Origin of the sequence: Paenibacillus sp. 32352 (assembly GCF_002042965.1) — a bacterium.
GTDB classification, from domain to species: Bacteria; Bacillota; Bacilli; order Paenibacillales; family NBRC-103111; genus Paenibacillus_S; species Paenibacillus_S vulneris.
In genome coordinates this window covers 58,335-83,656 of record NZ_MZNT01000021.1, presented here as the reverse complement: position 1 = coordinate 83,656, position 25,322 = coordinate 58,335, and the positions used below count along the sequence as shown (strand labels likewise).

The following is a 25,322-nucleotide window of genomic DNA, read 5'->3' as shown; positions in this document are numbered from 1 at the left end:
AATGTTTATGGGGTATTTGGTTCGACAGGAAGGGACTTTTGTCCTGCTTGTCGAAATAAATATTACGATGTAGATTGTCAGAATTCATGTAACAATGGGGTGCAGGTCATGGGTTTGTTGGATAAAGTGGAAATAAGGAACGAATTGATCGAGCGTATGAGGCTTGAGTTGATCGGGCCTAATCACGAAACCGAAGAGTTGAGCGAGTCCCCGACCCAGCGTTATCTTGCAGGCATTCTTTGGCCAATCGGATCCGAAATCGAGGAGGAAGACGACGAGGATCATGCTACGGAAGAAGGTGGAGAAGAATCAGGTTTGCCAGATCGTGCGGCTCCGCTAATGCAGGCCATGAAGCCTTCGGCTATCGGATTGTCTTTTGTGCTGGATACAGGAATCGAATCTTTCAATCTGAAGGCGTGTTGGGGGATGTATGAACAAAAAGGTGACAAAAAAAATCCTTCCTGGCACAGAAGCCCAGTTCAGTTCAACTGTCAAATCGATATTTTTCCTGCCGACGGCAAGAGAAAAGCAAAGCCGACCGATGATCCCGAAGTCTTCGTAGAATGGATATCGCGACCGCTGAATGACGGTTTCGGAAGACACACGGTCAGTCTATTTCTTGTTAACAGAAAACCGAAACCGGAAAAAGGGCCGAAGGATGCGATTTGTCTATTCCAACCCGAGATAACGGTATCCGGTGGGGAGGGGACGCGGCCTTTTTCCATTCGAAAAATGACAATCAAGCAAAAAACGAAATACCCCGATGTTACGGCGGATGAATTGCTTTATCGCAATCAGACAGTCTTCGCTGTCGGACACGGAGTTGCAGTGAAATGGAATAATGTCTCCGAGGACCGACAATCCGCAGGTGAGTTGAATACGGTAATCATGCCTGTTCATGAAATACCGAGAGTTGTTCCTCCGGATTGGGCCGGGGAAGGTTCATTGGACATGATGAAGTTGGCCAATGCTGTTGACGGGGAAGAAGTAAATGATTATTTGAGCCCGCTTCTTGAAGCATATGACCAGTGGATATGGGAGCGGGAAGATGAAATGGAATTGCTCGACGGGGAAATGAAAATCACGGCCAAAGAACATATCGATTCGTGCAGAGAATCCCTGAACAGAATGCGGAAAGGTTTGGACATGATTCGCGCAGACGGAAGAGACGGAAAAATCGTGGAAGCCTTCCGTTTCGCCAATCGTGCCATGGCTTTGCAGAGAACGCACAGCGAATGGGCAAAAACTGCAGGCAAAAACAAGGATTGGTCCAGTGGCCCCCCAAAAATTAAGACGGAATGGAGGCCGTTCCAAATTGGCTTTATTCTGCAATGCATTACCGGTGTTGTCGAACCGACTCATGATGATCGCCAAATTGCCGATCTGATTTGGTTTCCTACAGGTGGAGGAAAGACAGAGGCTTATTTGGGTCTTGCAGCCTTTGTCATGGCACTGAGGAGATTGAATGGTGAACAGGACGGATTGAGGGGAGATGCCGGGGTTGCCGTATTGATGAGATATACTTTGCGGTTGCTAACGATCCAACAGTTTCAACGTGCCGCTGCGCTCATTTGCGCATGCGAAATCATTCGTAAGGAACATCCGAACTTATGGGGTAACGAACCTTTTCGAATCGGTCTTTGGGTAGGGGTTAAAAATACTCCAAATGATTTTGATGCGTGCGAGGAAGTTCTCAAGTCAAAAACGTACAATCCATCGGCGTCCACACCAGTCCAACTTGTATCATGTCCGTGGTGCGGTGCGGAATTATCAAGAAAAAACTACTGGCCCTATCGAAAAATGCGCCGGGTCATCATCGGTTGTTCGCGTGACCAATGTGAATTCCATCGCTCAAAAAATCCGGAGGGTATTCCGGCTGTCGTATCCGACGAGGAGATTTATCGACTTCTTCCGACGCTTGTCATCGGAACAGTCGACAAGTTTGCAAGGATGCCGTGGGTCGGAAATACGCAGTCACTGATGGGAATTGTGAAAGGACAGGCCCAGCACTGGGGATTTGTCAGTGATGGAATGGATGACAAGACGGCGGTATGGATGAGGGAGGTTTTTCAGTCCAATGCCTCTTCAGGACAAATTATGGACAACAGACCGTTGCTTCCTCCCGATCTGATCATTCAAGATGAACTTCATTTGATCTCCGGACCACTGGGCACCATGGTCGGATTGTACGAAACGGCTATCGATTACTTGGCAGGCAGGGAAATCAAAGGCAAACGAATCGGTCCGAAAGTTGTTGCATCCACGGCAACGATTCGAAGGGCAAAAGAACAAATTTTGTCTCTGTTCGCCAGGAGATTGGCCATCTTTCCAAGCCCCGGGCTGGTAGCCGGCAATTCGTTCTTTTCCGAGGAACAACCTCTGGAATCTGTTCCTGGAAGATCGTATGTTGGTATTTTTGCGCCCGGACGAAGCATCAAAACCGCCTTGGTTCGTGTTTATGCAGCACTACTGGCCGCTACAGAAGCCATGGGGGTGGATCCGAACGATCTGGACCCTTATCGAACTTTGGTTGGTTACTTCAACAGCCTCCGGGAACTTGGAGGGGCAGTCAGACTGATCGAGGACGACGTAAAAGCACGTATTAAAGTGCTGGCTCGACGAACGAAGGGACAAGTTTACGATTACAAAGCGAGAATTATCAGGGAGAATGTTCCCGAGTTGACAAGCCGTGTTGACTCCAGCGAGATTCCTTCCATACTGCAGAGGTTGGAACAGCCTTTTCATGCCAAGGATGACAGAATTGCACCTGTGGATGTGGTCCTTGCGAGCAACATGATTTCAGTCGGGGTTGATGTCAGCAGATTGGGGCTGATGGTGGTTACCGGGCAACCGAAAACAACTGCCGAGTACATTCAGGCTACCAGCCGGGTCGGACGCTCTCATCCGGGTCTTGTATTTACGGTTTATAACTGGGCGCGACCGAGAGATGTATCCCATTATGAACGTTTCGAATCCTATCACGATGCCTTGTATCGGTATGTGGAAGCGATCAGCGTCACTCCTTTCTCGTCCAGGGCAAGAGACAGGGCGCTATCAGCGGCGTTTATTACTATGGCCCGATTGAATATTCCCGGTTTGGCCAAGAAGGAAGAAGCTCAGAATTTCAAGCCTTCCCATCCTTTGGTTGCTCGCATCAAGGATCAAATCAAACAACGCGTGGACAGCATAGAGCCAGCCAAGACCAAGGAAGTAGTCGATGATTTGCAAAATCGAATCGATCGGTGGCAAAAGAAGACGATGGAAAAATCGCTGGTCTATAGCAACGCGACCAAAAAGCCGAATTTGATGTTTCCTTTGGGCGAGAATCCGAAAGGTGCCGAATTCGGCGTCCCCAACTCCATGAGGGATGTGGAGAAAACGATCGGAATCTATCTGAAGGAGTAGAAGCAATGCGCGAAAAAGTGGGCGAAGTGAGGAACAGCCAGTTGATCTCGACATTCGGGCCCGGAGCAATCATGGATCTGCCTGATTTTTCGGTAATCATAGCCAGTTTGGATCACTGGAACACAAAGTATTGCGAAACAATCAAGGAACCCCGACTGCAAAGAAAACTGAAAATAAACAAGATATATTCACCGCCGGCGTTGGAGTGGGATACGGAAAACAATATAGGGACTTTGCCCGCATTTCGTTTCCCGACATACTTGGTATGCCCCAAATGCAGGAAATTAGCTTCTTTCCGTGACTTTTATATAGACGACAAAACCCAAATCGCATACTGTCATTGTGAAGAAGATACCAAGGTTTTTCCCGCCCGTTTCATTGTTGCTTGTTCAAAGGGACACATTGAAGATTTTCCTTGGAATTTTTATGTCCATTCCAAAAAAGGGAATTTGGATTGCAAGGGGGAACTGGCGCTTAATGACAAAGGGGTGACAGGTTCAATTGCAGACGTGGAAGTGGAATGCAAAAAATGCGGGGAGAAGAGAACGCTCGAAGATGCTTTTTCTGGAGTCGGGCTGCCATCATGCAGGGGACATAGGCATTGGATGGGCTCATGGGGCAGCAGGGAAGACTGTACGGAAAAATCCAGAGCTCTGCTCAGGGGAGCTTCGAATCTCTATTTTCCAATAGTGGCCAGCGCTTTATCCATACCGCCCTATACAAATCCCGTTCATCAAGCTATTGCCGAAGAAATGGAACGACTGGGGAAAATGGACACGAAGGAAAAATTGAAGATGTATATAGATGACGATGTTTTTCCATCATTCAAAGATTTCGATTTGGAAGAGCTTTGGAAAGCGATTTTGCATCAACGCAACTTGGGAGACGGGGAGGAGCAGGATCTGCTGTTCCCCGAGTGGGAAGCCCTTCATCGCGGTACGGACGAGCATTCCGAGTTCGAATTCGAAACGGAGGAGCAGCAGGTACCGGATCGATTTGCTGATAAAATTTCCAATTTGATCATGGTGCGGAGATTGACGGAAGTTCGGGTATTGGACGGCTTTAGCAGAATTGAGCCATTGCCTGACATGACCTCGATGGGTGAAGAAGACGAAACTGTAAAGGAGTCTTTCAAAGCTTCTTTGAGCGAAAAAAGACTCTCATGGCGACCGGGACTTGTTACGCGCGGAGAAGGCATCTTCATCACTTTGAAAGAGGATGAGTTGAGCAAGTGGGAACAAAAAGTCGAGACTGCCATCGTTCCGATGAAACAGGAATTCATCAAATATTGCACGGATCGAAATCTTGAAGGCGAACCTCGGTTTCCTGGTGCACGTTATGTATTGCTTCATACCCTGTCGCATGCATTAATGCGACAATTGTGTCTCAGTTCCGGGTATTCTTCGACATCGTTGAGAGAAAGGATTTATTCCCGAAATGAAGAGGGACAAAAGATGGCCGGGATTCTAATTTATACAGCAACTCCCGATTCCGAAGGGAGTCTGGGAGGACTTGTTGAATTGGGGAAAACCGAAAAGTTCGAAGAGATTCTGTTTCATGCGCTGGAAGATGCACGATTCTGCTCGGGAGATCCTCTTTGTTCCGAGCACAAACCAGATGCAGTTGGTGATCTCAATGGCGCAGCATGCCACGCATGCCAATTGGCCGCGGAAACATCCTGCGAAAGATCCAATCGTTTTCTGGATCGTTCGTTTTTGGTTCCCACCGTATCCGAGTCTGATCTGGCGTACTTTGAATGAAGATGGATCAATTGGCAACTGTTCTTGGAAAAATTACAGAGGAATGTCGGGAAAATACGATCCTGAAGATGATTGAACTGCTTGAGACCGGCGTGGTGAATCTGAACACTAGTGTTTACGAGTGGACCAAAATGATGGGAAGTGAACATATTCCGACACCGTCACTTGCCAACTTGGTACAATCATGGCAGTCAAGTTCAGCGACAAATGAAAGCGTGGCGTTCGGGCTTCGTACAGCGCTGAAAACCAAACAGCGAGTAATTCGGCATACTCCGGATATCGAATTGGTTTGGACTGGGCCCCACCCGCCCTCATCAAGTCAAGTCAGGGATACGTTTTCAGTCATGCTGGAAATGATGTATTCAGCCCATAAAAGTATTTTGCTCGTGGGATACAGCCTGACTTCGTCCACAGCGTTCCCCGCGGCGGTGCTTGAGCAACTTGTTGCGGCAAAGAAACGCGGATGCGATCTGAAAATTGCTTTGCACGATGACGGGAAGAATCAGCGGATTTTGAAAAAGATATGGCCATCGAATGTCGGCCTGCCGATACTGCTCAAATGGACTGGCCATCCGGAAGATGCCATGGCCAGTCTTCATGCAAAATTGCTTCTTGCGGATCGCAGAGATCTGTTGGTGACATCCGCAAATTTGACCCATCATGGATTGAGTACGAATATCGAAGTGGGGATTCGGGTCAAAGGAAGCATTGCAAATCGAATGGCCGATCATTTCAACTCCCTCGAACGAGCAGGTATTCTACAGCGGATTGAAGGGGGCGATTGTGAATGAATCTGAACAGGGACATCAATATCAAGCCGTCTTTTTTGAGGGAACTGCATGCGCTTCCTTCACAAATGGGAGATCAGGTTTGGGAGAAAATCAATTTTCTGGCCCAAAACCCGATACCCGATGGTAGGCTCAAAAAGAAGCTGAACAAATGGGATAATGTTTATCGATTGAGAATAGGTGATTTTCGACTGTTTTACTCCTTCGGAGGAAACTGGATACGTCTATTGAGTATTCGGCCGCGCAAGAATGCTTATCAGAAAAGTGTTGCCTATGAAGAGCCATCTGAGTTGGGAATTGACGCAGAAATTGCGGATGACGAGGAATTGGCAGCCGGTGTCGAATATGATTGGACCGCCAAAAACCATCTTTCATCACCACAACCATTGCCCCGGTGTATCACGAAAGACTGGTTGACCGAATTAAGGATACCGGATGAGTTTCATGAACGGTTGATAGCATGCAAGACGGAAGATGATCTCCTGATGTCGACGGTTCCGGATCAGTTTGTAGAGAGAATCATAGACAACCTGTTTCCCCGTCCCGTCCAAGAAATATTGCAGCAGCCGGATTTTGTCGTTTTCGATACAAACGATCTCGTACGCTATAAGGAAGGCGATTTATTCGGATTTTTGCTACGCTTGGATTCGGATCAGGAACGACTGGTCGATTGGGCATTACAAGGACCTGCTCTGATAAAAGGAGGGCCGGGGACGGGCAAATCCACGATTGCATTGTATCGTGTTCGTTCGTTGCTGGAGCATTTTGCAAAACAGGGGAAACCTGACGCAAAAATTTTGTTTGCCACATTTTCTGAAGCTCTGGCCAGTTTCTCGAAACAACTCTTGGAGCAACTGCTGCAAGGCAGAATTCATCAAGTGAGAGTGGCAACAGCGGATGAGCTTGTAAGAGACATAGCTGCTGCTGGCGGGAAAAAAAGAGAGCTTGTCGATCGCAGTGTCCTAAGAGATATATTGTTACGTTCGCTGACAGCGGCAGGGAAAATCTCGATTGTCAACAAACTGCGTACCGATTATTTACTGGATGAGTTTGAATGGGTAATCGAGGGCCAAAATCTGAAGAGCGTGGACGAGTATCTTGCTGCCAACCGAAGGGGAAGAGGAATACCCCTGACCGGGCCTGCCAGGAAGGAAATTTGGGAATGTTATCAAGTTTTCACGGAATCGTTGGAATCGCAAGGAGTATGCTCAATCTCAGGGTTGCGAACCGTAGCTCTCGAATTTACAAAAACCGGGATATATCAGACGAAATACGATGCAGTGATTATAGACGAAGCCCAAGATCTCACACCGGCAAGTCTCGCCTTGCTAGCCGAGCTTTCTCAAACGGAAAAAGGGATCTACTTAACGGCCGATGCTTCCCAGTCCATCTACTACAGGGGGTTCTCGTGGAACGAAATTCATGATCGTTTGCAGTTTCGTGGAAGAGCCATCACTCTGCGAAGAAACTACAGAACAACGCGTGAAATATCCGAAGCTGCGACACATTTCATGAAATTATCAACAGAGGGGGATCCCGAATCCCTTATGTTACGTTCAAGCCAAAGTGGGCCGCAACCGTTGCTTCTCTCCCACGAAACCGAAGAAGAACAAATTACGCTTATTGTGAAATTCATTAAGCAAATGAGCCGCCATTTGAGGTTGAAGACATCCTCCGCGGCCGTTCTGGTACCTTCTTCGAAGATCGGAATAGACATAGCAGAGAGAGTAACCAGATCGGGTTTTCCTTGCAAATTCATGAGTGGAAATCAACTGGATCTTCAAAGCGACGAAGTGAAAGTGTTGACTCTCTCGTCCTCCAAGGGGCTCGAGTTTCCGATTGTATGTATTGCCGGATTGGAGAAACAGGCTTTTCCGTACTTACCTGATTCGGAGGATCCGGAAGAAATTGCGGAAATCATGAAAGTTGCCCGCAGAACTTTGTACGTGGGCATGACGAGAGCGATGAGAGGGTTGATGGTGCTGTACCCTGAGAATTCCCCATCTCCACTGGTCGGGGAGTTGCACGAACAGTACTGGTACACCGGAAAATAAAGCATCGGTTGCGGTGATTAAAATGACAGTCCATCTGAAATCGGGACCCGTATTCAGCAATATCAGCATGATCAAGCGGGCATTACACCAGAGCCCGACCAAATCCTTGTCTCAATACGAGATCGTACGATATTTGGCCAATCACTGGAATCGCATCACATTCGAGGATGCCGAACATTTGACCAATCTGGCTCTCCAAGCAAAGTTGTCTCACTTTGAGGAAGATACTGCTACCGGCTTGTGGACTATCAAACATCGGGAACAATCCGGTCTCGATGATATTTATCGGTACATGGTAAACCAGTATCGGCTTTTTACAGTGACACATCTGTCAAAAAGAATAAAGTGGAAGGACACGGGGGAACTGTTCGGGCAGTTGGTTTCCGATATCAGATTTTCGAGTGTCCAATTCAACGGTGAAGATTATTGGATGCTGTCGGAATGGGAACTGGCGAACGATTTGGTTCATGATTACATGCAGCGCAACAAGTTGTCTGCACTGTTGCTAGCCGAAATCCCCGACCTGCTGTTGAACGATTACAACCTCCGGTGGGATAAAACGATATTTGCTCCCGAAATCGATCCCAGATTTCGGATGGCCGGAGAGCATGTACTGATCGATTTACTTGAAGAAAGGTCGGAAGGACCGGAAACAGAAGTACCGACCGAAATCAAGGAAGAGGTTGCGCGGTCAAGCCTCTTGATTTGCAAGTATTTGAATCGTGTCGACCATGCTGACGCCAGAGACATCGCGACGAATATTTTGGGAGCAAAGGCTTATCACAACATGTTCGCAGTTTATTGCAAAGCAATAGACGAGTTTTTGGAAACCATGGAGGGGTACCGTCAAGAGGAAAATGGTGCTTGGCGTTTTGTTGGGAACGAGAAGGATATTCCGGAATTGATGACGCCGCAGTCTTGGAAGTATGCCGTGTATAAAAGCAGCCCGGTCGTGAATATCGTTCCTTCGGAAGACGGAACAGCGGAGACCGATTATTGCAGTAATGTCTCTTCTTACACAAAGCAGACGGCGGGGACTGGAAGGACTCCTTCCAAACCGCGGAGAGTAATGCGATGTTTGAGCTATTATGAGAGAGTCAAGGGATACCTTCGGATCCCTTGCGATTGGGATGATTTTTTCACGGGGGAGAATGGCAGGTTGCGTATTGTGTGCAACCGTATTGAATACATGTGGTCGTGGAAACGGGAAAAAGCGGGATGCTTTTTTTACGGTGGCGGAGTCATGGATTTTTACTTCGATCATGAGCTCGAAGCCGGGCGGGAATTGAACATGCATATGCATTCCGATTCCCGTACGATTGAAGTGGTGATCGGCGGGATCAACAGTGTCTTTGCTTCAGAACAAGCCAGATATCTGGATATCGGATTGCTCGTGGAAGAGAGCAGAACTGTTAATAAATCATTTTTTGTATTGATGTGTGAAGTGCTTGCAAGCCATCCTTCGGGAATGCATTGGGTCAGGCTGTTTGAAGAAGTGAATGCCATTCGTTCGGCCAACCGAAATACAATTTCTCAACTTTTGTCCCGGAATCCCTGTTTTGTCCCGGTACCAAACAGAAAAGGTTATTGGTATCTGGACAGTTCGAAACTGTCCCGTTATTTTGTTGACGAAACCGGAAACCAAAAAGACATCGAAGCGGAAGAAGGGACAATCGGGACCGATTTGAAGGCAACGGAAACGACGAATGCCATCAAACGGAGAAAGGAAAACAGGCAGCCCGCTCGCATGACCGACCATTGGGAAACGTTCAGCAAATGGGCTTTCATGCAAAAGAGCCTCCGGTACGAGAAGGCTAAGGCAATGGCTTTGTCCGAGCGCGAATTGGCAGAAATATTGGTGAAAGCTTACTCCAAACTGATTTGCAAAATGGCTGCAAACCGAGGAACATACAGTGTGGAAAGAATGGATTTGGTTCAGGAGGGTTATCAGGGACTGGAAAGGGCATTGAAGCTTTATTCCGTTGAAGAAGGAGTCCCATTCGGCCATTACGCAAAGACGCACATCCTCAGCCGGATGCTCAGAAAGCATCTGGACGGCAGGACATTGGTACGATTTCCGATCCATCTCTGGGAACAAATCAGGGGATTCGAGGAAGAAGAACACAAGGAACTGCAACAGGCCGGCACTGCGAGCGATTTTCCGAAAAAGGACCGTAAAAGCCAGCAAATGAAGATATTTGCAAGATGGAAAAATGTCGATTACATTTCTTTCGAACAATATTGGGCATTTTTATCCGAAAGTAGGGCCGACGAATACGAGCCGTCTTGGCTTCATTTGGAATGGTTGGACGAGCAGACGCTAAAATCATACCACTCCGATCCGGATTTAACCGACGACCAATTGCTGGAACAGCTTGAAACTATCTGTGATATAGATGAAGAAGATTGCGAATTGTTTTGGGCTCCCACAACTGTCGAGTGTAGTGTTTTTCGCAAGGATTTGAAAGCAAGACTCGGCAGAATTCTTATGTTATTGAACGTAAAGGAAAGATATGTCGTTGAAAAACGTTTCGGTTTGAACAATCAGCCGGAACAAACTTTGGAAGAGATCTCCATTCAGTTGAGTTGCACCAGAGAGTGGGTAAGACAAATCGAAAAAAAAGCGCTCGAAAAGCTGTTGGGGCATGCACGAAAGAATCGATTGCATGAATATCTTTTCCCGGATTCCGTCTAGTTTGTTGGGAAGGAGATCGGAAATGAGCGACATCGTATCCAAAGAACAAAGAAGCAGGATGATGAGCAACATTCGATCTGTATCAAGATTGGAAGACCGGGTATCGCAAGAAATATGGCATGCGGGTGTGCGTTATCGAAGAAATGACAAGTCGTTGTTCGGAAAACCCGATTTCAGCATAAAGAAATACAAATTGGTCATCTTCATTGATTCCTGCTTCTGGCATGGATGTCCGTTGCATGCAAATATTCCAAAAACAAATCGGGAATTTTGGCAACAAAAACTGGAACGGAATATGGAACGCGACCTGGATGTCACAGTCCATTACCAGAGTCGCAAATGGAACATACTTCGTATTTGGGAACATGACCTGAAAAATAATTTTCGTGGTACAATGGATCTAATAGTAAAATTTATTGAGGAATTCAAGGCGAAACGCCCTTGAGAGAGTGGGTTCTATGAACAAAGCGCTGCAGGATTTTGCGGAATCTTTCAAGCAACACATCGAGGGAATTGCCGCGGCAAAAAATGAAAACAAAAGTATTGAGTCATTTACCGATGCCATGTGCGGTTATTTGCAGGAGTCCGGTGAATTGACAAGTTACGAGGTAATCGGGCAATTCAAGAGACCCGGAATACAGTTGAACGGTTATGCCATTCACGAAAATGAGGAAAGGTTTGCCTTTGACCTGTTCGTCAGTCTGCATACCCGTATTATCCCGCCGATATCCATACACAAAAATGAATGGGAACCTGTTGTAAAGAGAGCTCTCGGATTTTTTCGAAAAAGTTTGGCTGGCCTTCATTTTTCGCTAGTGAATTACTCCGAAGTTCATGATATTGCTAAATTGATATATGAGAACAAGGACAGGATTGCATTTGTTCGGGTATTTTTCTTCACCGACGGCATCACCAAAACAATCGATTTGGAAACTACCAATGTCGAAGACATACCTGTGGAATTTCATGTGTGGGATTTGGAACGGTTGTTCAGAATGACAAGCTCCGGAAAGTTGAAGGAACCTGTCTTTTTGGACTTGAAACAGAAGTACGGATTGGAACTTCCCTGTTTGCCCATGCCCGACCCGAACGAAGATTATGAATCTTACCTCGCGTTCATGCCAGGTAAACTGCTGGCTCAAATTTATGAGGAATACGGAGAAAGACTGATAGAACGAAATGTAAGATCCTTTTTGCAATTCAGGGGGGTCAACAAAGATATCAGAAAAACCATTCTGAATGAACCACATATGTTTTTGGCCTACAACAACGGAATCGCAGCAACCGCGGAACAAGTGGAATTCACTCAAGGCAATGGCAACGGTTTGCCGGCCATCAAGTCCATAAAGGATTTGCAGATTGTAAATGGAGGACAGACTACGGCTGCCATTTATTATGCATCCAAGAATGAAAAGGAAGCTGATGTTTCGAAGATTCATGTACAGATGAAATTGACGGTAATTAAAGATGCCGAAAAAATGGACGAAATGGTTCCTATCATCTCATATTGCGCAAATAGCCAGAACAAAATCCAGACGGCGGATTTCTATTCCAACAGCCCCTATCACCGAAAAATGGAGCATTTTTCGCGAAATATCTGGGCACCTGCAAAGGCGGGAAGTCATCGACAAACAAAATGGTTCTATGAACGAGCAAGAGGACAATATCTGGACTTGAAAAACAAGCAAGAAACGAAGGCAAAGAAAAGGCAATTTGAAGAAGATAATCCCAAGCCCCAGGTATTTACCAAAACCGATTTGGCGAAATACATTAATTCGTGGGAGCAGTTACCACACATCGTCAGTCGAGGCAACCAAAAAAACTTTGCAGAGTTTTCAAAAACTCTGGAAAAACTTGATGTCGAACAAATGGATAGCAAGTATTACTATGAAACCATAGCTAAAGCGATTATTTTCAATACGATTAACGGAATGGTTAAAACCCAATTTCGTGCGAACATTGTTACATATACCATGGCGTGGCTTTCATACAAAACGCAAAAAAGGATTGACCTCGAAGAGATCTGGAGAGCTCAGACTGTTCCCGCATCAATGATCGAAACCATAAAGATTGTAATCAAAGCAGCGTTTTCTCATATATCCAATCCGCGAAATGGTGAAAATCCGACAGAGTGGTGTAAAAAAGAAGAGTGCTGGACTAGTTTTCGGGACATGGATATCGAAACTTTTCTCGAACTGTAAGCCGTGAATGACTTTATGGGTATATCCCCCTTTGATATAATTTATAATAACGTCGTTTTTTAGGAGCAGTTGCCATGTATTTTATCGATCTATTTGCAGGAGCAGGAGGGCTTTCGGAAGGATTCATACGACAAGGCTTCAAGCCTATTGCCCATATTGAAATGGACAAGTACGCCGCGCTCACATTAAAAACAAGAGCTGCTTACCACTACCTCAAGAATAAAGACAATCTGGCAGTTTACAAGGATTACTTGTTTGGAAAGATTTCTCGAGATGATCTCTATGGTCATGTTCCGGGTAGTCAGACTGATGCTGTTATCAATATGGAGATTTCCGATGAATCCATAGACTATATATTCAATGAAATAGACCAAAGTCTGATGGTAATGACTAGTCAGAAAAAGTCGGTTGATGTCTTGATTGGAGGCCCCCCGTGTCAGGCATATTCTTTGGTAGGAAGAGCTAGGGACCCATACGGGAAAGAAAAAGATCCTCGTAATTATTTGTATAGGCAGTACGTCAAATTTTTGGACAGATATAAGCCAAGAGTATTTGTTTTTGAAAACGTACCGGGCATATTGAACGCGGCAAAAGGAAAGTTGTTTGAAGATATCCAAGCAATTATGAAAGAAGCCGGATATAATATTGCTGCAAAAACTCTGAATGCAGCTGATTTTGGAGTCCTGCAACAAAGGAAACGTGTTATTTTAATCGGTTGGAGAAAGGAACTGGATTACGAGTATCCGGAGTTTAAAAAAATAAGCCATGAATATTCGGTCTGGGATTTGCTGAAGGATTTGCCTCCTTTGCAACCAGGGACAGAAAAAAATTACTTTTACACTGGAGAACCGAGCAAATATTTAAGTAGTTTTGGAATCAGAAATGAAGGGGATATCCTTACACAACATGTAGCAAGAATACACAATGAGAATGATAGGAGCATTTACGAAATTGCTATCGATTTGTGGAACAATAAAAGGCAGCGTTTGAAGTATACGGATTTGCCTGAAGACCTTCGAACCCACAATAATCTGAGTTCGTTTCTGGATCGCTTCAAAGTTGTTAGTGGTGACCTTCCGTATTCTCATACGGTAGTCGCACATATCGCCAAGGACGGTCACTATTATATTCATCCTGACAAAACCCAGAAGAGATCCTTATCAGTTAGAGAAGCCGCAAGGCTACAGTCGTTTCCCGATAACTTTTTCTTCGAGGGCCCAAGAACCTCTATTTTTACGCAAATCGGTAATGCTGTTCCACCGATCATGGCAGAGCAGATCGCAAAAATGATTAAATTAATGATAAATGAGGAACTTGAAAAACAATTGACCTTCAGTTTATAGGGTCAGTTGTTTTTTTGTGCTCTGCATAGGCGATCTTTTCGAAGGTCCCGAATGGGTGTTGGCAGTTTGCTATATTTCTATGAAATAGCTACTTATTTTCATCTCCACAAAAAAGCAACCGCCTCCCTCATAACGGTGGCGGTTACTTTTAGGTAAATTGAAAATACCTACCCAACCCCAAGACTATGGGTTGCATCTGCCGGCAGGAAGCCTGGATCCCTATTCCAAACTACTCTTATTTTCTCCAAAAGATTCTTGCTTTAAACACTTGAATGCTTCTCGGAGTAAAAATTTCTGCTAGGGCTTTTTATATTGGTAATGTACTGAGAAAATAAGTAGTAGACTGAAAACAAAGTATTAAACTAATAAAGTTGTGGAATACGCGGCAATGTTTGCATTATATCAAATTTGTCCATTGATCACATCATCCTTCCTTGGATTGTGCGCGTCTGAAACGAAATTCTCAGACGCTTTATGTTGAGTGGTTTATTCAAAATATATGTATAAAATAAAGCTATCAATAGAAGACAGAGGTGCAAGAATGATGGAATGGCACGAACGATATAAAGGGCGGCGTATGAACGGGGGATCGTTTGGCGTCATATATGAGATCGAAGGGATGCCAGATGTGGTCATTAAGGCACTCGATCCGGAATTGAAAAGTCGGGAAGACCGACGCCGAATGCAACGCGAAATCGTGATCTTAAATGAGCTCAAGGGAAGTCCAAACATTATTCCGATCTCCGATTACGACGTTGAGGCGAAGTGTCCGTGGTACATGATGCCGAGGGCGACGATGAACTTATTCGATTTTGTGACCCATAACGGTACGCTTGATGAAGAAGTTACGATCAAGTTTGCAAAGCAAATTCTGGTCGGGCTACAAGCGGCACATAAGAAAAATATTCTGCACCGGGACTTGGGGCCGCATAATATATTACTTTTTCACCAACCGAACGCTCCACTGCCGGACATTTGGGTTGCCGATTTTGGACTAGGCCGCGACTATAATCGAATGTCCAAGTCGTTAACGAGATCGATACACACTCATCTTGGACACTCGTCGTTCATCTCACCGGAGCAATATGAGGCTTTGAGCAACGCTTCCGTTCAATCCGATCTATACTCCGTAGGAGCGCTCATGGTCTACATGGTTACCGGCAAAGACCCGTTAAGAACGCGTGTCGAAACTGGTCTTGGGGACGTGATACGCGAACTGATGGAGCATAATCCGAGCCGACGCCCAGTGGACGTAGGGGAAGTTATCAAAGTGCTGGATCAATACCTTCGCATTCGTAACCCGCAACGAATCCGAAGTAGCATTCAAGAAATCGGGTCTGAGTTTTCAAACAGAAGAACTTTGACGTTGGAACAAGTCGCGGACATGTCTGATTACTTAACTCAAAATAATCGGCTTTATACCGGGGGAAATCAGGGCGATTTAACGTTTGCCAGTTACTTCTCTCCACTGATGGAATTGCCGTCGGACCTTGTTTTAGTGTGGGCTAGAGATTACGCAGCACCGGAAAATGTGGAGCTCTTTCTGGATCGTTTCGAAGAGCAGCTTGTACAAATTACACATCAAACCCGCTGGAGTTTCCGCTCGATGACGGTGATTTGCTCGTTTCTTATGAAATTATTTGTTATTGATGAGTTAAAAGGACGAATAACCTCCATGGTGGCTTACGCATACACACGAGGATTTGGAGAGGCACATGGGAGTCTGAATCAAATCGTGACCGGCAGATATGAGAACAATCGTGTGGTCATCCAGATCGCAAGAGCGCTTACCAAGTACTCAGATAGTGACAATATGCGATCATTCATGGAGGACAAAAAGAGTCAAATTAGACACGCTGCGTTTATTGATGCGTACATCTAGCTGAGGGCTGGTTGGGGCACGGCTCGGGGACAACTTATCTGTGGATATGAGAACCCTGTTCAACCTGATGAGATTTTTGAACATTTCGTAGCCCTGCAGTCGTATCGCTATGTTGCAGATGAGGAATGGAAGGAACTTCAGTTAGTGTTGTAATGTTGAATGACCAAGCGGCTTCAGCCAAGGAATTCTTGCGGCTGGGGCTTTTATTTTTGAACATATCTCGATAAATCAATTTTAACAGTTAGCCGGCATTGTTTTTGGCAACACTGATATGAAATGGGTTTGGGCTAGTACCTGATCAAACAAAACGAAGCAGGAGTGTGGCTTTAATGAAGCAAGGGGCAGGGAAGCTTGAGGATATTTTAATAAGAGTCACTATTGTTATGTTATTTGGTTTTGGTGTAGGGATGATTAGTATTCAGGAGGATTGGATAAAAGCAATTGAGGCGATCGGAATCGGTACGTTAATGTTAGCGATTTACTTAATGGGCAGAAAGATAGATGGATTCATGAAGGATGATGATGAGCTTTAGGAAGTTGTCTGCGCAGTTTGCATCAAAGGTATATATTTTAAGATTAGTGGGGGAAGGCCTATCACAAAATATCTAAAATACGATATACGTATAAAATATAGTACAAGGGATATGATGGTGATAGAAGAATCTATGAAGGAGTTGTTCTATGGGAATGAATAAACATTTACTGAGAAATGGATGTGCGAAAGTGACGGCACGAGGCATTATTTTCAAGGGTGCCAGATTTACGTGCCCAAGAGCAATCAGAGATCAGTGGTTCGAAAAGGCTGCCTTTGAGAAAGAGTGGCGGGTAAGGATTGTATATACCCTCCACAAGGAATTGTCAGCAATTTACATAGTTGAAGATAATGGCGACTTGGAAAAGTGCAATCGAATATATGATACTAGGACGCATTCGGACGTTAAACTTCAGCTTTACTTTCAGAGCATTCATAAACTTAAAGCATTGCGAAAAATGCAAAATAACGATGCGTATAACATAAACCGAGATAAGCAAAGGTGGGAAGATGGAAGAATTAATTGAAGATGTCGAACAAATCATCAACGTTTACAAGCTGAGCATCGCAAGAGAAAAAAAGTACTATGATTATCCATTCACAAACAACCCGGATCATTACTACAAACTTATGATGCTTCAGAAGACATTAGAGGTTTGGACAATCTGCCTGGAGAAAATCCTGAGGTACAAAAAACATAGATGGGGACCGGTAGAGCCAAGAAGAAGCAAGGAATTCACTAGTAGGATTAACATCGAGAGGAACGGCGTGCCCGGGTTTGTGACTCCATGTACTCTTGACGCCATGTTGACCTATATGAAGCGCTTAGAGAGTAGGATTGAACAACTGGAAGGCATCTCTGTATAGAGGGAGGTTCAACATATCATGCCTCCCCCTATTCGCTGTGTTCTTTCTACATTAGTTCTATCGAATAACCCTGTTCCTACGATGGCCGTCATTAGATGAAAATGAAACATGAGAATGGAGATGGAACGATGATTTTTAAGATTACAGAAGAGATGCTTCAGAAAATACAAGATTGGGATTCATGTAAACCCGTTGACGTTACAGGCGCTAAATTCGCTTATACCTTCGTTCCCACTGGACTGGGGTTAATCATCGAGGTGCAATGTGATATATGCAAAAGGGTCCTAGACCTAACAGAAGAATGGTGATGGGCTGGCATCACCTTATAACAGCAGAGAATCTTGATCCATATTGGCCAGAGAATTAAGCGGTTCTTCTATAACCTCACAAGCATCTTCGTTGCTTCTGGTAAGAATGGCTTCAATAATGGTGGCGATCAGTTTCTTGTCTTTAGGGGTAATTTCATTGCCATCTACGGTTAGTGCAATACCGGAACTTAACAATTTAAGAAGATCCCATGTCGATCCTTTCACAAAAGAATAGTCAATTGCAGGTATCAAGGAGATTTGCCCGAATGGGTCCCGAAAATGTGGTTCGGGAAAATTGGTTAACCCAAGCAAGTAGTCTGCCGAAACCTCAAAGGCATTAGCTAATGCGGTAATTTGCTCTGGGTCTGGATTACCTTTGTTGCGTTCCCAATTAGAAATAACGTGTTTCGTTGTGTCGATCTTCCCGGCGAGTTCTTCTTGAGTCCACCCTCTAGATATACGCGAGGTTTTAATTCTTTCTCCTAATATTAACATAAATCCCCCTACCCATAATCTGCTTATCTGAATACAAAACTGAACAGTAAAGTGAACACTTTACTTAATGGTAACATATCACGTTGAAGTTGTAAATTACTCGACTAAAGTCGTTGACAAGTTGAGTAAATATCGCTTATTATCAAAGTCAATTATATATCGTTTTTATGCACTTCTATTGTAAATAAAAAATCTATAAATTGATGGAGGAGTTATTCATGTCGAAAAGACGTCGGCGCACTACAGCAGCAACAATTGAAAGGTGGATTAAGGAAGGGCGTGGTATGGGGCATTTTGCGGAATATAAGCCTTGGTTAACCATTCATGATGTTCCATCCCATGGGGTTGTAACGAGAGTTCGGGGTTGGAAGAGTGGACGATTACACCATTATTTGTCGGAGCATTTTGAATTAGCTCATCATTATCAAATGGAGTGGGCCATGGACGTTGTTGATATTAGGGAGCAATATCCTTTGTTGCCTTTAGAAAAAACACTGTTCATTGCACAAAAGCTGGGCATCAGACATCCAATTGATCCGAAGACCAAGCATCCCATTGTAATGACCACAGACATGTTATTGACCGTAAGGTCAGGTGGAGAACTTAGGTTTATAGCTCATTCCATAAAGCCATCGGCAAAGTTAAATCGAAGGGTATTAGACAAGCTTCAAATAGAAAAGTACTACTTCAAAGATCTGGATATTGAATGGCGGCTGATTACTGAAAATCAAATCAATTATGATCTGGTTAAAAACGTGGAATGGTTGCATTCGGCCAAAATTTTGGATGAGATGGCGTATCTAAATAATGAACTGGTTTATAAGTTGGAGCCTGTACTATACGAATCGATTGTTAATATAGACAAGCCCTTAGCCAAAATCACCTTGGACCTTGATGCAAAGATGGAATTACCAATGGGGACCAGCATGAATGTTGTCCGATATCTGATCGCTAATCGCTTGTGGGAAGTTGATATGAGTCGTCGAATTCTTCCTACACAAAAACGATTAGAAGTACGAGTGAATCATTTTCAAAACTGGAGGGCTGGCCATGAAAATAATCGTATTAGCATCTCTAGAAGATAACGAGGCTACATTAAAGTCTGTTTTAGAGTCCAAATTAATAAAGGAAAGCCAGACGATTCAAGCGATCAAAATAGATCAAACAATAGCTGATATATGCGTAATTAACTCGGCCAATCCTAATGTAATTACAAGACCTATCCTAACCATTATTGAAATTGGAGGAGAATAAAATGGAGCTATTTATCAATACTCTGCTTGAAAAGAGAGACGCGGAATCAAAGCTTGTTGATTGCGAGAGGGTCCTGTGGCTGAATCAGTCGGAGGATTGTGCCGTTACCATTTCTATTATAAAAAAAACCGGGGTTCCTGAGTTTAAGCGTATCTCATCTATTGAACAAGAGCTTATTGAAGGGACGATGATTAAGCGCGAGCATGACCCATATTCCAGATTTATGGTTTCGGAAGAACTTCTAACCCCAAAAGAAATTCGCCTTAGAGATGAAGCCTGGGAATGTATTAAAGACATAGTTGAACTGGAGCCTAACATCTACAATCCAAAAGAGCGGTATGAAATCATAAAGAGCGAGGTGGAAAGAACCGGTAAGGGAAAAAACCTTTACTATAAATACTTACGCTATTACTGGACTGGGGGGAAGATGGTGAATGCTCTACTTCCCAGATTCAGAAAATGCGGGGGGAAGGGCAGTAAGAAGAATCCAACTCAAAAGATGGGCAGACCCAGAGAAACCAGCATTTCTGTAGATCCCAAGTTAAAAGGAGTCTTAATAAGTGAGGGTCATCGAAAAATATTCGATAAGGCTATAAGAGATGTTTATTTAAAAATAAATCGAAGGGACTCCGTGAAATATACATATATTGAGATGCTAAAGAATCATTATAAAATTGATACCATTAAGAAGGGGAAATATGAGATCCCGATAATACCTCCAGGACACGATGTACCAAGTATTGCTCAATTGCGATATCACATTCGAAGGTATTATACCAAGCGCAAGCTGCTAATCGCCCGAGAAGGCGAGGTTACATTCAATCGTGATTTCAGGCCTTTGCTAGGATCAGAAACTAGGAAAGCTAATGGACCAGGCCAAATCTTCGAAGTTGATGCAACGGTAGCAGATGTATATTTGGTAAGTGCAATTGATCCCAATATTATTGTCGGCAGGCCTGTCGTATATATTGTTGTTGATGTATACAGTCATATGGTTGTCGGGTTATATGTTGGGTTTGAAGGTCCGTCTTGGCTTGGAGTCATGATGGCTATTGAAAATACAGTGGAAAATAAGGTTGAGTTCTGCAGGCAGTATGATATCGAAATTACAGAGGAAGAGTGGCCGTGTCACCATATGCCAGAAAGTTTTATGGCTGACCGAGGCGAGATGGAGAGTAAAAATGCCGACTCGCTTGGTAAAGCGCTAGGAATTAAACTAAAGAACGCGCCTCCGTATCGTGCTGATCTAAAGGGGATTGTGGAACAGCAATTTCGAACATTGAACGTGACGCTCCAACCATGGACGCCTGGTGCTGTGAAGAAAGAATACAAAAAGCGCGGGGGACCGGATTACGTTTTAGATGCGAAGCTCACACTTAGAGAATTTACACAAATGATGATCGAGATGATTCTTCAAAGGAACAACTATCATTACATGGAATACTACCCTTTAGACAAAGATCAGGCATTGGATAAAGTGCGGCCCGTTGCAAGGGATTTATGGAATTGGGGGATATCTCATAATCACTATTTGAAGAATGTTCATCCGGATATCGTTCGATTGAATGTATTGCCCGAGGCAAAAGTTACTGTGAATCGGGAGGGGATATACTTTGAAGGAATGTATTATGGTTGTGAAGAATTAGCGCGTCAGGGTTGGTTCGTTAAAGGGAAAACACAAAAGGTGCCGATCGCTTATGACAGAAGATGTATGAATCATGTCTATGTGAAGACGGACAATGGCAAGGGTTTTATAAAGTGCGACTTATTGGCCAAGTCTTCCCGATTCATAAATATGAGCCTTGAAGAGGTCAAGTCAACCCGGTACGAGGAAAAATTGTCAAGAAGCTTGTACTATGATGAAACGGAACTTCAGGAAGAAGTAACCTTAAGCGCGAAGTTAGAAGCGATTAAGAAAGAAGCAATGAAGCGGAGTGCCGATAGCCAAGACCATTCCTTAACAAAGTCTGAACGGAAGTCCAATATTAAAGGGACTAAAGCCGTTGAGAGAGAAAAGCTGCGAAAAGAACAAGCTTATGAGTTGGGTAAGTCTCCAAATGAGGAGACGGACGAACCATCTATTCCTGGAGATCATGTAATCCCTCTAGAAACATATAAGCCTAAATCAAAGCTGGGTCTACTCGCAAAATTAAGGGAGACGGAGGAGAAAAAGCATGGTTAAGCAAGCTCAACAGCAGGTTGATTATTACCAGTATTCTCCGAGCCTTATAGGCAGGCAAGAGGAGGCAAGCTATTCTGAACAGGAGATTCCTGACTATAGGGGTAATCCTTTTATAGAAGCTTTGCCCCCGATATTTGAAGAAGAAGATGTCGCATTACAAATCAGGAAATACCCTGATTACGATGAAAGGCAACGTAAATTAGGACGGCAGACAAGGCTGCATCTTGTTCAACAGATATCCGATTATGTCGAGCCGTTACCTTCACATTTTCTGGTGGAACAAAGGCTATCGAGATTAATCCGCCATGGTTATAAAGCCAGAAATCCTTTCTCTCCAGCAGTCATGAGACAATTCCATATAGGGTTTAAAGAGGTTCTTGAAGGAGGAGTTGATTCAACAGGAAGCAATATTGCAGGGGTGAGATCTACCGCTGCCGGATTCGCTATCCTTGGAGTAAGTGGACAGGGGAAGACAACGGCAATCGAGAGCTCATTACTTTTATACCCGCAGGTCATCCATCACTCGACTTATAAAGGGCAACCTTTTATCCGTAAGCAAGTTGTTTGGCTGAAATTAAATTGCCCGTTTGATGGTTCGCTGAAAGGGTTGTGCTTTAACTTTTTACAATCCGTAGATGCGCATTTGGGTACTAAATATTTCCGGAAATTTTCGACTCAAAAAGTATCGGTAGATATGTTAATTCCAGTGATGGCTCATATCGCTACATTACATGGGTTAGGAGTACTAGTCATTGACGAAATTCAAAACTTGAGTTTTCTTAAGAGTGGCGGCGCTGAGAAGATGCTTAATTACTTTACTCAATTGATTAATACGATTGGTGTTCCTGTGGTATTAGTAGGGACGTTTAAGGCAATGAAGCTTCTTTCAGGTTCCTTCAGTCAAGCAAGAAGAAGCACGGGACAAGGGGACCTGATCATGGATAGACTAAGTGAAGGCGAGGAGTGGGATTTCTTCTTAAATGCTCTGTGGAAATATCAATGGACTGCTACTGAAACGCCTCTAAAGCCTCATTTGAGTAAGAAAATGTATGAGCTTTCTCAGGGAATTGTAGATATTGCGGTTAAGTTGTACATGTTAGCCCAGTGGCAAGCCATCGAGGACGGAAACGATAATGAAAAAATAACAGGGGCTCTCCTGGAGACCGTTGCCAAACAGCACATGCAGCTGGTTCAGCCTATGTTAAAGGTTTTGAGAAGTAAAGATCCCCGAGCGTTAGAGGCAATAGATGATTTATATCCTAAGTGGAACGTGTTGGATCAATATTTACAAAAGGCAGATGAGAAAGTCAATATTCAAGGAGAGGTCAGAACAAAAATATTGCGTGATGGAAAAATTGAGCAGGACGAAGAGAAGCTAATTGAGCTTGTAAAAACAGCAATGGATTTCGGGGCTTCTTACGATATGGCTTATGAAGCTGCTAATAGGGTTCTTCAGTCTAATGAGGCTGAGAAGGATATGGCTGATTTACGAAAACAACTTATTAAAGATATTACGTTCAACTCCATGACGGATGAAGATGAAAACCGTGGTAACGAGGGGAAAGAAGCCCAAGAAAAGGGGAACAGTAAAGCCCAAAAGAAGAAAAAGCAGCAGGTTATGCTTGGTGAGGATGACCTTAGAAATGCCGTAGCAAACAATGAAAAGGATACAGAGGTAATCTATGAAAAGCTAGTGGATATAGGAAGTATCCCGTCGGAGGATGAGCTATCGAAGCTAATAATTTAATGGATTGTTTGAGTACTAGGGACATGTAAAATAGGGAAAACTAGCAATAGGATCTTATCTGAGAGGGTGATTCTATTGCTAGCTTATTTTCCGACTCTTTATGAGGATGAATTGCTTTACAGCGGGATTGCCAGGTACCATGTAATTTCAGGAAATAAGATACAAAGACAAACCATCGAGGACCTTTTCGGTAATCGATCGGTTTGTGCGACTGCAGATCTGCCAAGTCACCTAATGAGTCTTGCCGATAATCTGAATGGACAATATACGACCGATCAAATCATCAACAATCATACCCTACTTCCCTATTACACTTACTTTATGAAGCAACAGAAAATTCATCAAGTACAATCCTTGATGGAAAATGGGAGTAAACAAGGGGAAGTTCATGCCTTCCTGGGATTGCTTGCTACTTCTATAAAATTGCCGGCAAGGCTAAGATTTTGTACTGATTGCTATAAAGCAGATAGTGAGATTTGCGAGCCTTATTGGCATCGCTGCCATCAGCTGCCCGGTGTTATAATGTGTCCGTTGCATAAGATCATCTTAAGGGTCAGTACGGTAGAATACTCAACTCTTCATCACAAATATTCATTTGTGCCTTTGGCAATACACGGTGAATCGAATTTTACCGAACCCGTTATTGACGCCAACTGGTGTGATCATCTGGAATACATTGCTGTTCAATCGAATTTACTTCTACAGTCCCAGTCAAAATCTAAAGAGGAGACCACATCCTATAGAAGGGTACTGCCGATGGAAGGATACCAAACAGTAGGCGGCCGGATACGATTTAATCGTCTTATACATGATTTTCGGAATTTCTACACTGATGAACTGCTGGATTATCTAGACTGTGGTATCGATTCAAACAGCTCGTGGTTACATAAAATAATCAGGGATCAAGAAGAAATCACGCATCCGCTAAGGCATCTATTACTAATCGGTTTTTTTGAAAAATCTGTCGGTGGTTTTTCGGTCACCCCCAACAATCTTCCATTTGGAAGCGGCCCCTGGCCATGTCTCAATAAAGCGGCTGATCATTACAATCAAAGTGTTGTTGAAAAATGTGTAGTTACTCGTTGCTCAACAACTTCAAAGCCGGTCGGCACCTTCCATTGCAGTTGCGGATTTGTATATTCAAGAAGAGGTCCGGATACAAGTGATGAGGATCGAAACCGCATAGGCAGAATTAAAGCTTTTGGTCCAGTTTGGTATGACAAACTAAGGTGTCTTAATGAAACCAATACATCTCTTCGTCAGAAAGCAAAAATTCTCGGTGTCGACCCTGGGACTGTAAAAACTCAAACGGAGCTTCTTAATACTAATAAAGCAGCTTTGCATAAGATGAGAAATCAAAGTCAACCTGCCAGGTCGAGAAGAAACAGAAACAACGAGAAAGGATGTTCGCTATCGAAAGTCAAACGAAAAGTGGATTGGAATCAGCGAGACGAGATTTTGTATGATGTGGTGGCAAAGGCGGTCGAACAGATGAAACAGTTGCCTAATCCCCTAAGAATATCGTTGGCCTCAATAGCTAGATATACGGATTCAGGTAACCTGACACATAAGCTTATGAAGAATCTAAACAAGCTCCCCAGAACCAATGAATTCATTAAGAAACATGTCGATTCTACAGAGACATTTCAAGTTCGCAGGTTAATATGGGCAGCAAGCAAGCTTAATGAGACGGAAGGTAAGGTGTTAGGATGGAGATTATTGAAGCTAGCCGGCTTGAATCATCCATTAAAGAAAATGGTTAAAGACAAATTTATGGAACTCGTTGAGTGTCAGTCATGAAAGAGGGAC

17 protein-coding genes are annotated in these 25,322 nt (G+C 44.0%); 16 read left to right on the top strand and 1 reads right to left on the bottom strand.

Going from position 1 to position 25,322, the window contains the following annotated elements:
• The first annotated feature begins 108 nt into the window (after nt 1-108).
• From drmA to B1728_RS33655, 11 genes are all read left to right on the top strand, one after another.
• The gene (gene drmA / locus B1728_RS33710) at nt 109-3,405 is read left to right on the top strand and encodes a DISARM system helicase DrmA (protein ID WP_079914818.1); all 3,297 of its coding nucleotides are present in this window, start codon (nt 109-111) and stop codon (nt 3,403-3,405) included.
• A 5-nt stretch (nt 3,406-3,410) separates the two neighbouring features.
• Nucleotides 3,411-5,165: a DUF1998 domain-containing protein gene (gene drmB, locus B1728_RS33705; RefSeq protein WP_079914817.1), complete on the top strand. Its 1,755-nt coding sequence runs from the start codon at nt 3,411-3,413 to the stop codon at nt 5,163-5,165.
• Nucleotides 5,162-5,956, top strand: coding sequence for a phospholipase D-like domain-containing protein (locus tag B1728_RS33700; protein ID WP_079914816.1), 795 nt, complete (start codon nt 5,162-5,164; stop codon nt 5,954-5,956). The genes drmB and B1728_RS33700 overlap by 4 nt, the downstream gene beginning before the upstream one ends.
• Nucleotides 5,953-8,007: a 3'-5' exonuclease gene (locus B1728_RS33695; protein WP_079914815.1), complete on the top strand. Its 2,055-nt coding sequence runs from the start codon at nt 5,953-5,955 to the stop codon at nt 8,005-8,007. Before B1728_RS33700 ends, B1728_RS33695 begins: the two co-directional genes overlap by 4 nt.
• 22 nt (nt 8,008-8,029) lie before the next feature.
• Nucleotides 8,030-10,702, top strand: coding sequence for a sigma-70 family RNA polymerase sigma factor (locus tag B1728_RS33690; RefSeq protein WP_079914814.1), 2,673 nt, complete (start codon nt 8,030-8,032; stop codon nt 10,700-10,702).
• Nucleotides 10,703-10,724: 22 nt separating this feature from the next.
• The gene (locus tag B1728_RS33685; protein WP_079914813.1) at nt 10,725-11,147 is read left to right on the top strand and encodes a very short patch repair endonuclease; all 423 of its coding nucleotides are present in this window, start codon (nt 10,725-10,727) and stop codon (nt 11,145-11,147) included.
• Between the two features lie 13 nt (nt 11,148-11,160).
• A complete protein-coding gene (locus B1728_RS33680) occupies nt 11,161-12,903 on the top strand; it encodes an AIPR family protein (protein ID WP_079914812.1) in 1,743 nt (580 codons plus the stop codon).
• Nucleotides 12,904-12,977: 74 nt separating this feature from the next.
• On the top strand, nt 12,978-14,246 hold the full coding sequence (locus tag B1728_RS33675; RefSeq protein ID WP_079914811.1) for a DNA cytosine methyltransferase: 1,269 nt from the start codon (nt 12,978-12,980) through the stop codon (nt 14,244-14,246).
• Between the two features lie 541 nt (nt 14,247-14,787).
• Nucleotides 14,788-16,128: a serine/threonine protein kinase gene (locus B1728_RS33670; protein ID WP_179136307.1), complete on the top strand. Its 1,341-nt coding sequence runs from the start codon at nt 14,788-14,790 to the stop codon at nt 16,126-16,128.
• Between the two features lie 329 nt (nt 16,129-16,457).
• Entirely contained in the window at nt 16,458-16,661 is a 204-nt protein-coding gene (locus B1728_RS33665; RefSeq protein WP_079914809.1) for a hypothetical protein, read from the top strand.
• Between the two features lie 509 nt (nt 16,662-17,170).
• Nucleotides 17,171-17,527, top strand: coding sequence for a hypothetical protein (locus B1728_RS33655; protein WP_079914807.1), 357 nt, complete (start codon nt 17,171-17,173; stop codon nt 17,525-17,527).
• A 323-nt stretch (nt 17,528-17,850) separates the two neighbouring features.
• Here the strand turns inward: B1728_RS33655 and B1728_RS33645 are convergent, their stop codons facing one another.
• The gene (locus tag B1728_RS33645) at nt 17,851-18,330 is read right to left on the bottom strand and encodes a helix-turn-helix domain-containing protein (RefSeq protein ID WP_079914805.1); all 480 of its coding nucleotides are present in this window, start codon (nt 18,328-18,330) and stop codon (nt 17,851-17,853) included.
• A 218-nt stretch (nt 18,331-18,548) separates the two neighbouring features.
• Here B1728_RS33645 and B1728_RS33640 point away from each other — a divergent pair, with 218 nt between their 5' ends.
• The 5 genes from B1728_RS33640 (at nt 18,549) to B1728_RS33620 (ending at nt 25,313) form a co-directional block, all read left to right on the top strand.
• Nucleotides 18,549-19,415: a TnsA endonuclease N-terminal domain-containing protein gene (locus B1728_RS33640; protein WP_179136306.1), complete on the top strand. Its 867-nt coding sequence runs from the start codon at nt 18,549-18,551 to the stop codon at nt 19,413-19,415.
• Nucleotides 19,381-19,584, top strand: coding sequence for a hypothetical protein (locus B1728_RS33635; protein WP_079914803.1), 204 nt, complete (start codon nt 19,381-19,383; stop codon nt 19,582-19,584). Before B1728_RS33640 ends, B1728_RS33635 begins: the two co-directional genes overlap by 35 nt.
• Nucleotide 19,585: 1 nt before the next feature.
• Nucleotides 19,586-21,766: a Mu transposase C-terminal domain-containing protein gene (locus B1728_RS33630; RefSeq protein ID WP_079914802.1), complete on the top strand. Its 2,181-nt coding sequence runs from the start codon at nt 19,586-19,588 to the stop codon at nt 21,764-21,766.
• On the top strand, nt 21,759-23,513 hold the full coding sequence (locus B1728_RS33625; RefSeq protein WP_079914801.1) for an ATP-binding protein: 1,755 nt from the start codon (nt 21,759-21,761) through the stop codon (nt 23,511-23,513). Before B1728_RS33630 ends, B1728_RS33625 begins: the two co-directional genes overlap by 8 nt.
• Before the next feature lie 75 nt (nt 23,514-23,588).
• Entirely contained in the window at nt 23,589-25,313 is a 1,725-nt protein-coding gene (locus tag B1728_RS33620; protein ID WP_144028098.1) for a TnsD family Tn7-like transposition protein, read from the top strand.
• Nucleotides 25,314-25,322 lie beyond the last annotated feature (9 nt).